The 12,517-nt window shown below is 60.4% G+C and carries 12 protein-coding genes; 11 read left to right on the top strand and 1 reads right to left on the bottom strand.

Annotated features, from left to right (window positions below):
• The first annotated feature begins 1 nt into the window (after position 1).
• From nuoM to IE111_RS09915, 4 genes are all read left to right on the top strand, one after another.
• Positions 2-1,537 carry an NADH-quinone oxidoreductase subunit M gene (gene nuoM, locus IE111_RS09930; RefSeq protein WP_189608393.1) on the top strand — a complete coding sequence of 512 codons (1,536 nt, stop codon included), beginning with the start codon at positions 2-4 and terminating at the stop codon, positions 1,535-1,537.
• Complete coding sequence (gene nuoN / locus IE111_RS09925; RefSeq protein WP_189608392.1) at positions 1,537-2,979, top strand: NADH-quinone oxidoreductase subunit NuoN; 1,443 nt, start codon at positions 1,537-1,539, stop codon at positions 2,977-2,979. Before nuoM ends, nuoN begins: the two co-directional genes overlap by 1 nt.
• Positions 2,980-3,059: 80 nt before the next feature.
• Entirely contained in the window at positions 3,060-3,518 is a 459-nt protein-coding gene (locus IE111_RS09920; RefSeq protein WP_189608391.1) for an ATPase, read from the top strand.
• 74 nt (positions 3,519-3,592) lie between these two features.
• Positions 3,593-3,961 (top strand): hypothetical protein, encoded by a 369-nt coding sequence (locus tag IE111_RS09915; protein WP_189608390.1) that lies wholly within the window; start codon positions 3,593-3,595, stop codon positions 3,959-3,961.
• Here IE111_RS09915 and IE111_RS09910 read toward each other — a convergent pair.
• On the bottom strand, positions 3,947-5,203 hold the full coding sequence (locus IE111_RS09910) for a DUF1479 domain-containing protein (protein ID WP_189608389.1): 1,257 nt from the start codon (positions 5,201-5,203) through the stop codon (positions 3,947-3,949). The two genes, IE111_RS09915 and IE111_RS09910, sit on opposite strands and share 15 nt — an antisense overlap.
• A gap of 116 nt (positions 5,204-5,319) precedes the next feature.
• Between IE111_RS09910 and IE111_RS09905 the strand changes: the two genes are divergently transcribed.
• From IE111_RS09905 to IE111_RS09875, 7 genes are all read left to right on the top strand, one after another.
• On the top strand, positions 5,320-6,390 hold the full coding sequence (locus IE111_RS09905) for an ROK family transcriptional regulator (RefSeq protein WP_189608388.1): 1,071 nt from the start codon (positions 5,320-5,322) through the stop codon (positions 6,388-6,390).
• A gap of 192 nt (positions 6,391-6,582) precedes the next feature.
• Positions 6,583-7,968 carry a WS/DGAT/MGAT family O-acyltransferase gene (locus tag IE111_RS09900; RefSeq protein WP_189608387.1) on the top strand — a complete coding sequence of 462 codons (1,386 nt, stop codon included), beginning with the start codon at positions 6,583-6,585 and terminating at the stop codon, positions 7,966-7,968.
• A gap of 411 nt (positions 7,969-8,379) precedes the next feature.
• Entirely contained in the window at positions 8,380-8,685 is a 306-nt protein-coding gene (locus tag IE111_RS09895; protein WP_189608386.1) for a hypothetical protein, read from the top strand.
• Positions 8,686-8,728: 43 nt separating this feature from the next.
• Positions 8,729-9,886, top strand: a complete 1,158-nt coding sequence (locus IE111_RS09890) for a hypothetical protein (RefSeq protein ID WP_189608385.1) — start codon at positions 8,729-8,731, stop codon at positions 9,884-9,886.
• Positions 9,883-10,944 carry a DUF2169 family type VI secretion system accessory protein gene (locus IE111_RS09885; protein WP_189608384.1) on the top strand — a complete coding sequence of 354 codons (1,062 nt, stop codon included), beginning with the start codon at positions 9,883-9,885 and terminating at the stop codon, positions 10,942-10,944. Before IE111_RS09890 ends, IE111_RS09885 begins: the two co-directional genes overlap by 4 nt.
• Positions 10,937-11,968, top strand: coding sequence for a hypothetical protein (locus IE111_RS09880; protein ID WP_189608383.1), 1,032 nt, complete (start codon positions 10,937-10,939; stop codon positions 11,966-11,968). The genes IE111_RS09885 and IE111_RS09880 overlap by 8 nt, the downstream gene beginning before the upstream one ends.
• Positions 11,961-12,491, top strand: coding sequence for a DUF4150 domain-containing protein (locus tag IE111_RS09875; protein WP_189608382.1), 531 nt, complete (start codon positions 11,961-11,963; stop codon positions 12,489-12,491). The genes IE111_RS09880 and IE111_RS09875 overlap by 8 nt, the downstream gene beginning before the upstream one ends.
• Positions 12,492-12,517: the final 26 nt, after the last annotated feature.

Genomic DNA, 12,517 nt, shown 5'->3' with positions numbered 1-12,517 from the left:
GATGACGTTGCTTTGGTTGATCCTGATTCCCTTTATCGGCGGGCTGCTGTCGTGGCAGGCCGAACGGTGGGGCGAGCAAATCCCGCGCTGGATCGCGCTGTTGACCATGGTTCTGGTGATGGTGCTGACGCTCGGGCTGTGGTGGACGCGCGACTTCAACCTGCCCGGCGACACCGCCACCTGGGCGCTGGAATGGCAACGGGCGTGGATTCCGCGCTTCGGAATTTCCATCCATCTGGCGCTGGACGGGCTGTCGCTGGTGCTGATCGCCCTGACCGGGTTCCTCGGCGTGCTGGCGGTGTTGTGCTCCTGGCGGGAAATCAATCGCCGCATCGGCTTCTTCCACCTGAACCTGCTGTGGATCCTGGGCGGGGTGGTCGGGGTCTTCCTGGCGATCGACCTGTTCCTGTTCTTCCTATTCTGGGAGATGATGCTGGTGCCGATGTTTTTCCTGATCGCGCTGTGGGGCCACAGCGGCTCGGCCGGTCGCACGCGGATCCGCGCCGCCATCAAGTTCTTCATCTACACCCAGGCCAGCGGGCTGATGATGCTGGTCGCCATTCTGGGGCTGGTGTTCGCCCATCAGGCGCAGACCGGCAGCTACAGTTTCAGCTACGAGGCGCTGCTGGGCACCGAGTTATCGGAACCCTTGGCGAACATCTTGATGCTGGGCTTTTTCGTGGCCTTCGCCGTCAAACTGCCGGTAGTGCCGTTCCATGGCTGGCTGCCGGACGCCCACGCCCAGGCGCCGACGGCCGGTTCGGTCGATCTGGCCGGCATTCTGCTGAAAACGGCGGCCTACGGCCTGTTGCGCTTCGCGCTGCCGTTCTTTCCCGAGGCGTCACAGAATTTCGCGCCCGTGGCCATGGCGCTGGGCGTGGTGGGCGTCTTCTACGGCGCCATCCTGGCCTGTGGGCAAAACGACATCAAACGGCTGATCGCCTACACCAGTATTTCCCACATGGGCTTTGTGCTGATCGGCATCTACGCCGGTACGCCGTTGGCGTTGCAGGGCGTGATCGTGCTGATGGTCGCGCACGCGTTTTCCGCCGCCGCGCTCTTTATCCTGAGCGGGCAGTTGTACGAGCGGCTGCATACGCGGGACATGCGCAAGATGGGCGGACTTTGGGGGCGTTTGGGCAGTTTGCCGGCGTTTTCGCTGTGTTTTGTCGCCGCCTCGCTCGGCCTGCCGGGCACCGCCAACTTCGTCGGCGAATTCATGGTGCTGTTCGGCAGTTTCCCGGTGGCGCCGGTGATGGTCGTCATCGCCTGTGGCGGGTTGGTGCTGGCGGCGGTCTATTCGCTGTTCCTGATGCAGCGGGTGCATTTCGGGCCGCCCGAGGACGACAGCCGGCTCGGCGGTCTCGACAAGCGCGAGTTCGCGATGATGCTGTTCACGCTGGCCCTGGTGTTTTGGGTCGGGCTCTACCCGCAGCCGTTGCTGGACACCACCGAGTCGGTCACCAACGCAGTGTCCGTAGTGTTCAATGAGACGCCTTCCGATCGCGTGGCCGAACTGGCCGGGGGAGGGCGCTGATGCAGACGTTCAACGATGTTTTCGCCCTGATGCCGCTGATGCTGGTGGGCGCCACGGCTGTGGCCATCATGGTCGGGATCGCCTGGCGCCGCCAGCACGGCGCAACGGCCATTGTCACCGCCGTCGGTCTGAACTTGGCGCTGCTGTCGCTTGGCTGGTTGAGCCTGCTGGGCATCCCGGGCACGGCCTATTTCGTGCTCGACGGCCTGACCTACATGGCCAGTGTGCTGATTCTGGTGTCGGCGCTGGCCTGCGTGACGCTGGCGCATGATTATCTGGGCGGCTATTCCGGCGCCCGCGAGGAATTCTATCTGCTGTTGTTGTGTGCCGTCGGCGGCGGGCTGGCCCTGTCCGCCAGTCAGCATCTGGCGACGCTATTTTTCGCGCTGGAGCTGATGTCGATGCCGCTCTACGGGATGCTGGCCTACACCTATCGTGACCAGCGCTCGCTCGAGGCCGGCCTGAAATACCTGATCCTGTCCGCGGCCGGGACGGCCTTCCTGTTGTTCGGCATGGCGTTGCTCTACGCCCAGAGCGGCCGCCTCGATTTCGAGGGCCTGGTCACGAGCATGACCTCGCGCGGCAGCCTCTGGACGCTGGCCGGGGTCGGCCTGATCCTGGTTGGGCTGGGGTTCAAGCTCTCCATCGTCCCATTCCACCTGTGGACGCCCGATGTCTACGAAGGCGGGCCCGGCCCGGCGATCACCTTCCTGGCGACCGCGAGCAAGGTGGCGGTGTTCGTCGTTATATTAAGGCTGATTCTGGCGGCGCCGGCGTTCCAGTCGGGGGCTTTGGAACAGGTGCTGGTCGTGCTGGCGTTCGTCAGCATGCTGGCGGGTAACTTGCTGGCGTTGCTGCAATCGAACCTCAAACGGCTGCTGGGCTATTCGTCCATCGCCCATTTCGGCTATCTGATGGTCGCGCTGGTGGTCGGGGAGGGCCTGGCGGTCGAGACGGCCGGGGTTTATCTGATCTCCTATCTGCTGACCAACCTGGGGGCGTTCGGGGTCGTCACCCTGGTCTCAAGCCCGTACAAGGGCGAGGATGCGGCCGCCTTGCACCACTATCGCGGTCTGTTCTGGCGGCGGCCGTATCTGGCCGCTGTGCTGACGGTGTCCCTGCTGTCGCTGGCGGGCATTCCCTTCACCGTCGGGTTCATCGGCAAGTTCTACGTCATCGCCCTGGGTGTGGAGGCCGCGCAATGGTGGCTCGTCGTCGGTGTCATCCTGGGCAGCGCCATCGGCCTGTTCTATTACCTGCGGGTGATGGTGACGCTGTATCTGGTCGAACCCGGCATGCGCCGCCGCGATGCCGTCGATGCCTGGGGCTGGCATCCGAGCGGCCTGGTGGTGGTCGGGGTCGTCATGCTGGTGGTCGTGCTCGGCATTTACCCGACGCCGATGATCGACTGGATGCACTGGGTGGCGGCCGCCAGCCGCTAACCCGGGATTTTCCACCCGGTTGAAATCCTCTGTTTGGCTCGCATAGACAGGGACAAAGCCTGCTGAACAGGGGAAACCTAATGGATATCAAAAGCTTTCAGGACCTCATCGACTGGAGCCGGGAGCTGCACCACCACTTGGCGCGTTGCATGCGCGAGAGCATGGACCAACAGAAGGACGAAAAGGCAAAGGCACTGCTCGAATACCTGGCCGATCACGAAGACCGGCTGGAAAAGGTGGTCGAGGCCTACGAACGTCAGACCAGCGAGAACACCCTCAACACCCGGGTCTACGACTACCTGGCCAACGGCCCGGTTACCTCGCACCGTACCTGCAGCGTGGCCTACAGCCAGCTCGACTACGAAGGCATCTGCAAAGAGGTGTTCGACTACCACGATCAGGTCATCGACCTCTACAAGAGCCTGATTGGCAAGGCCGAAACTGCCGATGCCCATGAGGTAATGAAGTCATTGCTGGAAATGGAAGAACACGAAGCCATGCTGCTGGCGCAGCAGGTGGATCAGGGGCGTTCGCTTTAATCTGATTGGAACATTCAGGATTAACCCGTTAAGGTATAATCATGAATTGTCCCTATATAGAGCAGTATTAAGCTATGTTCGACGATCCAGTGCTTATATTCCAGCTGATGATTATCTCAGCTGGATTTTTATCGGCGTGGTTTATTCTCCCTTACAAGAAACTATACATGTGGATCGCGCCCCGTGGTTGGAGGCAGCATTTATTTTCAATAGCCATCGCACTGCTGGTTGTCGTCGGGGCAGAGATAATGGTCTCCGTTCTGGAATTGAAAACCGTAGCAATTGTTGGTGGTGAACTTTCTGCCATCGCCTTGTTAACCCTTTATGCACTCGCAATAATGTCCATATTTGCTATGAACTGTGCGAGAATTTGGGAATATCGGCGTAATCGATATCCCCAAACCCAAGATAAATCAACAGAGTCTGAGTTAGATACCAAATGAGCGAATTCCATTGGTATTTAAATCGCTGCTCCTGAATCTCCCTTCCCATTCAGTTTCATAGTGTTCCGCCGGGAAGTCGTCCGGCGACTCGCCCCGCTCGAAGCGTTCCTTGCACTGACGTGCATACTGGACGTTTTTCTCGCACCAGGGGCTGGCGGGAATGTACATGACGTTTCCCCAGCCTTGCTGATCTTCCACCGGGTCCACCCCGTGTATTACATCACAGTGCCACCAGACAGAATCGCCCGCTACTACATCCGGGATGGTGGTCTTGCCGCGCATCAACAGAGGGTGCCATTGCTCGCTCACTGGCAGCACTCGACGCGGGCTGACGCCACACAGTTCGTCCTCGGGGACGTCGTCCAGCAGTGGCCGCAGCAGTATGTACGCCATGGCGGCCGGAATCGGAATGGTGAACAGCACGCCCTGGTCGTGTTTCATGTCCGACAGGGCCGTCCACCCCTGAAAGGTTCGAAACGAGGAACACAGGGTGGTGCCGCCGGCGTATTCGTTGACCTCGGTCCGGTAGGCGGCGTCCCAGGGGTCGTATTGGCTGAAATCGCCGTTGTAGAGGTGCCGGAACACCTTCTGGTAGGCCGGCAACAGCCATCGTTCCAGTGCGCCGGAGTCGGTGTGGGCGCCGAGGCCCTTGGAGGTGGTGCCCGGTGGTCGGCGGCGGATGCGGTCCGGGTAGATGCAGTTTTGCGTCGGGTCGAACCAGGTTTGTCCGTTCGATTCATGCTTCCAGAGCCGGTTCAGGAACACCTGAACCGCCGCCATGCGCTCGCTCTGACGGGCTTCCATCTGCGGGGGTGACCAGTAAATGGGGTAAATCTCTGGTCGGGAAGCGGCGAGCGTGCCGAAGAAGTCATCGCCCGGGCCGCAGTATTGGTTGTCAAAGTCGTTGCGCTCGACGTAGTCGACCAGTTGCCGGTCCCAGTTTCGAGCGGTTTCTGCCGGAAAATGCCCCTTGATCACCGCACAGCCCCGGCGATGCAACAGTCGAATCTCTTCGTCGGTTACGCGACCGGCTTCGATATCCGCATAGTCGATCACCGGCCAGACGGGCTCACCCCGGGCCTTGCGGGCTTCTATATCCTCGATTTCGGACGTGATAAAGGCACTGACCTCGTCGAACAGCGCCTGGACGTCCCCGATCTGATCGCGCAACTGGCGTTTCATGGCGCGAATCGCTTCGGGTACATCGTCGGGTAGGGTCGCGGAAAAAGGAGTGTCGGTCATGTCGATCACCTCAGGTAAGTAAGCTTTCCTAACTAATAGTGAAAAGGTATGCTGATCGCTCGTAGAGGTAAAGCCTTCCACGCAAAAAGTTACGTTTAGTTACGTTAGGAGAACCGATGGCCCGTCCGGATACCCGGCGACGACTCCCCCGACCCAGTGAACTGGCGACGATGACCGACCGGCGGTTCTTCCGTTGCCTGCTCGAACAGGGCCCCATGTCCCGGGCCGCCATCGCTCAGGCGACAGGGATTTCCAAACCGACCATCTCCGAATCCGCGCAGCGGCTTCTGGCTCAGTCGCTGATTGTTGAGACAAGTCGGCGCACTCAAGGGCATCAGGGGCGCAGCGGGGTGCTGTACGACATCAACGCGGAACGGGGCCACAGCCTCGGCATCGCCCTGGAAAGCGGGCGGCTGCAGGCCCGAGCGCTGGATCTTAAAGCCGGTGAAGTCTGGCGGCACGAGGTGCCGCTGGCGACAGCCGGGTCGCCGGACGATCTGGTGGCGCTGGTCCATAAAATGATCGCGCTGGGCCGAGAACAGACCGGTACCGAGCTGTTGTCGCTTGGCTTTTCGGTGGCGGACCCTGTGGATCCGAAGACCGGGGAGGTGGTGCCACTGCCGGATTCACCGTTTCCCGTCGGGCATGACTTGAACCTATTGAAGGACTTCGATACCGCCGGCTATCCCGTCACGCTCGACAACGACGTGAATTGGGCCACACTGGCTGAGAAGGCGTTGGGCTGCGCCCGTGATGCGGATGACTTTCTGTACGTCTATCTGGGGCAGGGCATCGGCGCCGGGCTCTACCAGTCCGGCCGGTTGCAGCGCGGCAATGAAGGGCTGGCGGGAGAGATCGGTTATGTACAGACACCCGACGGTGAGACGCTGTTGAGCCTGACCAACCGCCAGGCCGGCCAACCCTGGGATGACTTAACACTGACTTCGGTTGGTCACGCCATCGCGATGGCCACGGTGCTGTTGAACCCGGCTCTGGTGGTGCTGGGTGGGCCTCGAGTGGACGCATCGGATGCATTCAACCGCCTAAAGGCGGTTATTGAAGCCCGTACACCGCGCCCGGTGAGCATTGAACCCAGCGGGATGCGATCGGACGGACCTCTGGTTGGGGTGTCCATAGGTGCCCATCAGGCGGCTCTGCGGCATTTGGGCATGACCGAGCCAGCCTGATCGCCAATGTAGCGGGCGGGAATGGCTCATAACGTCTACGCTGTAGACAAAATAGAGCCTGACGCATGATCCGGAGAACGGCGAATCAAAAACCGTTCGGCCGCTTGATCCAGGTCAGCATCGCTGGGAGAGAGCGGGAGTAGCGTTAAGGCTTGACCGCTGTGTGCTTCTCGCGTGGGAGGGAATGGCTCAATGCGCGAACGGATGTCCAATGTCGATACTGCCTGGTTGCGTATGGATCGGCCCACCAATCTGATGATGATCACCGGGTTGATCATGCTGCACGACCCGCTGCCCTTCGAGACTCTGCGCAACCGGGTGGAAGACCGTTTCCTGGCGTTTAAACGCTTCCGTCAACGGCCGGTACTCTCCGGCAATACCGCGTACTGGGAGAACGACTCGCATTTTGCCATCGAGCGGCATGTGCACCGCGTCGCGCTGCCCGGCGAGCATGGCCGGGCGGAGTTGATGGACCTGGCCAGCGATTTGATGAGCACGCCGCTCGATTCAACAAAACCGATGTGGCAATTCCATCTGGTCGAACGGTATAACGGCGGCTCGGCCGTCATCGTGCGCATTCACCATTGCTATGCCGACGGCATCGCCTTGATGCGGGTGCTGTTGTCGCTGACCGACACCCACCCCATGACGGCGTCGCCAACGGTGTTACCCCATCGGACGGAAGACCACGAAGATCTCTTCTATTCCCTGGTCGCCCCGGTCTCGGGGCTGTTCAACAGCACCGCCAAACTGGGCGCCGGTGTTCTGCGCGGTGGTCTGGCGTTGATGCGCAACCCGGTCAAATCCTCGATGGAATACGCCCGCACCGGCGCCCGCTACGCGGCCGAAGGCACCAAGTTGGCCACCATGCCGGCGGATTCGCCCACACGGTTCAAGGGCAAACCCGGCGTCAACAAGCGGCTTGCCTGGATGGAGCCCATTCCGCTGAAGGAGGTCAGGGCCATCGGCAAAACGCTGAATTGCTCCGTAAACGATGTCTTGTTGTCCAGCGTGTCCGGTGCGTTGCGCGAGTATCTGGTGGAGCAGGGCGATTCGGTGGATCGGGTCAATGTACGGGCCCTGGTGCCGGTCAACCTGCGTCCGCAGGGCGACTTTGGCCTGGGCAATAAATTCGGCCTCGTGTTTCTGGAACTGCCGATCGGCATCCAGCATCCGCTTGAACGTGTGTTCGAGGTCAAACGACGCATGGCGCAATTGCGCGACTCAGTGGAGCCGGTTTTCGCCTATGGACTGCTCGGCACCGTGGGTGTGGGCCCGACGATCCTTCAGGAAACCGTTCTGGGCATGCTGGCGGCCAAGGCCAGCGCCGTGATGACCAATGTCCCGGGGCCGCCATACCCGCTGTACATGGGCGAGTCGGAAGTCGACGAGGTCATGTTCTGGGTACCGCAAAGCGGCGAAATCGCCATGGGCGTGAGCATACTGAGTTACAACGACAAGGTGCTGTTCGGCGTCGCCACGGATGCCAAGCTGGTGCCGGACCCGGAGGACATCGTGAATCGGTTTGCCCAGCAGTTCGAACAGCTCGTTCTGGCGACTCTGATGAGTGCGGATTGACCGGTAAATACGAGTAAAAGCCAAACATCTCAATAGAGTGACAGCCCTCACAAAAACATGAACCAGCGACTGAAAATCGATATGAGATGTTCCCAGAGGAGTCTTTTTTAGGGTAGATTTCACCCGTTTTAATTTGCCATCCAGGGTGGGGCGGTTCAGGAAACAGGGAGCCGGGCTCGCCGCACAGGGAATATTGCAGTACCCATAACGAAAAAGGAGCAAACCGTTATGTCCGTAATTCCATTCTCTCCTTCTTCCCAAAAGTCTCTTAGCGTACAAAAACGGTGCGAGGCCGTCGTCCTTGAAACCACGGATTCCGGGCGCTGCCGCCTGTTAGCCGTCGATGGCGAACCCGTCCCGGTTCCCTCTGACAAGGCTGGACGCCTATTGGTGAGCGTCCATGATGTTGTCATGGCCGATGTTATGGAGGACGGAACAGCCCGGGTCGCCTATGTAATCGCAGACGACGGCGATTGTGTGACTCCTTCGATGCGTCTGCACGGCAACGCGGCCCGCTGGGAACTTCCCGAGGGCATCGACCGCCTGTTGCTCCAGGTGGATGCCAACAGCCTTCTGATTGATCGAGACGGAGTGCAGGTTGTCGCCGGTCGGATACAACTCAGCTCCGAAGGTCGGCTAACGCTGGCCGGCCGGGACCTGAACGCCGAAATCGACGATTTGTGTACTCTCGAAGGACGAGAGATTCACCTCAACTGACCCACCTGGTCAAGCTGACCACTTCTTCGCGATCAGGGATGCCATGAACCACCCACACCTCGATGGAGCCAACAGCGCTTTGCGTTCTCGCGATCGCCGGTTGGTCCGATTTCATCTTGCCGAGCTCGATCATTTGTCGGGCATTGAACACAAACTGTATGGCTATTTACTCGGCCTGTCCGAAACCGTGACGGAACCGGACCTCACCGATGAAAAGCACCGTCTCCTGAACCTGTGCCTTCTTGCCTTCCAGCCCGGATTCCAGGCCGAAGCAAAACAAAGAGCAGCCGATCTGATGTCGGCGGGTGTCCCGGACTGGGCCGAGGACTTGCTCAAGGCCATCGACATTACCGGTGCTTGCCACTGGCGACCGGTAATCCAGGCGTTATTACAGCATGAAGACTTATCTGAAACCCTGTACTGGCGCTTGCTCACCTACTGGCCGGACAGCACCTCGCCGGAACAGTTGGCGGGTCCCCTGCGCTGGACAGGTGCCCAGTTCGGTGAGATTGCAGCCCGGGTGCGACTGGAATGCCCCGACTGGACTGATTTTTCGTCCGAAATTCGCGACAGCTTTACCGACCCCGATCGTCAGGAGGATTTGCTCTGGTTAGTACTGGGCGGACTGGTCGATACCGACAAAACCGCCGCCCATGCGATGCTGCGGGATTGGTTGATCGCCAACCCCAACTCGACCGACGCTTTGTGCGCGGCCACGGTCAGTGGCGACCCTGACTATAACGATGTCCTGCAACTCGGTGTGCGAGACGGCCACATTCCAGCCTTCTGGCTCGCGGTGCATGGCCAGTCGGCCCACCTCGAATTTTGTCTCAATCTGCTGCGTAATCCCGCCGACAACCGGCAAACAGAAGCCGCCTGGTATGGTCTGACCGGGCAACGGCTGTCGCGTGTACCAGGAGCGGACTTGGGCCTGCCAGCGGCATCGAATAAGAAAAAGCAAGTACTGGCGGATTTTCGAATGGCTCAGCACTGGCTGCAACAACACCAACCCCAAGGGCGGTTGTGCCTGGGCCAGGACCACACAGAACGCCCCTTTCGCCCGCAACTGGGGCTCTTTTTCGGCGAGTGGGCGCGACCGGCCGCGCTTAGCCTCTGGGTGGACAGCGGCGGTACCGTCTTCACCCGCCACACGGAGTGCCACTGGCGTCGGGTTCGCGCTCTGCGGGAGGCCACAGTATGATCCTGATCAAACCCCGTCCTCATCCGTACTACCAGGCGTCGATAACCCCGGGGTGGACCGCGGATGGTCAATCGGCCCACGTTCTGGTGGTCAAGGCCAGCTATCAATCCGATCAGAATGGCTGTGTAACCCCGCTCGAACAAAGCGCTCCACTCTGTGAACAGGACCAATATCCCGACGATGATGCTGTTGGGCGTGCTCTCGAATTGGCCAGTGACCTCGCTCCCTTCAAGGCCGGTTCGGAAATTCTTTTGTACGCCCATGCCTGGTGCGCCAGTCCGCGCCCCAGTGTGAAGGTGAGCGCCGAACTCAGGATGGACAACGGCATTCAATGGGACAAGTCACTGGCCGTGATCGGTCGTCGTGTGTGGAAAAACACCCTGTTCGGCGCGACCCCCACCGAGCCAGAACAGTTGAGTGATCTGCCTATCCGTTTTGAATACGCTTATGGTGGCCATCACCCAGACGATCCGGACGATGCCTGCCCAACCAACCCGGTCGGGGTGGGGTATCTCGGGCGTGCCGGACGCCGCGTTGCCAGCAAAGGCATGCCATTGCCCCAAGTGGAAAATCCAAAGCGGCTGATGACCCGCCCCAACCAACGTCGCGAACCCCAGGGGTTTGGCCCGCTTCCATCGCACTGGCAGCCCCGGCAAAAAGCATTCAGTGGCATGAACGACGAGAAAGCCGCTCGAGGCGACTACCCCTACGACGGGCCGCTACCCGAAACAGCGTATCACAGCGCCCCGGGTGACCAATGGTTCGACCGGCCGCTGGAAGGGGACGGCACTCTGACGCTGACCGGTTTGACTAAAGGTCTGCCTGAACATCAACCGTTGAAGATTGACCTGCGGATTCCCCGGCTGGCCGTGGCCGTCAGGGACGAGAGTGAGCAGAGCCTCTCTCTCGCCGCCGACACCCTGATCGTGGAGACCGAAAGCCAGCAGTTCCATGTTCTGTACCGTCATGCCTTCCACGGTCTGCCCGAGCGTTATATAGCGGAAGTCGAGCTGGATGATGACTCGCCCACGCGCCGACAGGAGAGCCCCGATGCCTGAACGCATTTATACCGTGACCGAGGCATACGGTCGAACACTGGGCGGAGAGACTCCTATCGGGGCCTATGCCACCCTGGCCACTCGGCAAGGCAGCTTTCATGCTCCCGATCTGGATGAGGCCGACGAGTTAACCGTTCGGTTTCAGGGCATGGAGCTGCCGTGTTTCGCCCGCCCGCTCGGCCCACCCAGCGCGGACGGCCACCATCGCACCCTGGAATTGGCCGCCGATGCCTTGGCAGGCCTGTGGCATACGGCCGACAGTTGGCCTGATGATGCCGTGCTGGCGCTGAACCTGGCCTCATGTCACAACCCGACACCGAATTGGGATCGACTGCGGGCCGACCTGATCCATACTCTGGAACTGGCCGGAGAATTGGCCCTGGCTGGATGGTGTGAACACGCCCTCTGGTTCCCATTGCACCGGCCCGAAGACTGGCAGGCGATTGAACCGAACCAGACCGTTATATGGCTCAGCGCTGACTCTCTGCTTAACCAATCGACTGTAAAAAAACTGGCAGGGCGGGTTGCCACCCGCTATTTCGATGCGGGCCTGATCCTCGGAGAAGCCGCCACCGCTGTCCGGCTGGACTCTCAGCCCGGTGTCGGCAAACCCCGCCTGACCATCCATACCGATGCCCTGACGCCGCTCGACCGCGAACAGCCCGCATTGACCGGATTCAATCCCTATAGTGAGGCTCTGGTTGCTCATCTGGATCCCGGTCAAAAGCACGAAGTGCGTTGGCAACGTTGGCTTGACCAGTATCCCTGCCCCTCGCCGTTCGACCGCATCCAATCGCTGCCGGCAGTGCTTGGCTTTGGTTACGTCGGCAGTGCCGGGCCTGGTTTGAACGTCCTGTGTGCGTTGGGGCGGCAACGGTTGCCGTGTCCGCCAGCCACGCGCCAATGGATGTTCCACCAATCGTTGGACAACCGCTACCAGCTCATGGTGCTGGATGTCCCAATGAACAACGCATCTCACCCCACAACCCAAGCCCCGGAGCAAAAAGGAGGTCTCAGTGGCTGACAACGTACAATTTAACGCCCGTGGTGCCGTTCACGCCGGTTCCAACGGCGTTTTGAATACCATTGACGTCTGCCTCACACCCAGCGGAAACTCTGTGGTGCCTATCCCCTATGCCAACATTGCCCGCTCAGCGGACGCTGATAAAACCGCCGGCAGCGTGTTCGGGAATGGCAATCCACTGTGCCATAACAAATCCGAATTCAGTAAAAGTACCGGCGACCAGCCCGGGCGCAACAAAGGCGTCGCCTCCGGCACCACCGAAGGCAAGGCAACCTTTTTAACCGCTTCGACCAATCTATATAACGAAAGCAACCCGGCCGTGCGCTCGTTGGACATGATGGTCTCCAACAACCGCAATACGCCGCCATCCGCACTGATGCAAGACGTCGGTCTACCTGCACTGCCAACTCCGGTTCAGGCTTTGGAAGAACAGGAGCCCGACGGCCCGGACCGTCTTCCCGTACGAATACGCGGCGCCTCCGGCCTTGGTCTGGATTGGCTGACCGGCGAAACCGACGACTAACCCCTGGGCTAACAAGGAGAGCACCC

The sequence above is a fragment of the Saccharospirillum salsuginis genome, from assembly GCF_014651855.1.
GTDB lineage: Bacteria > Pseudomonadota > Gammaproteobacteria > Pseudomonadales > Natronospirillaceae > Saccharospirillum > Saccharospirillum salsuginis.
This window is presented reverse-complemented; position numbering and strand designations above follow the sequence as displayed.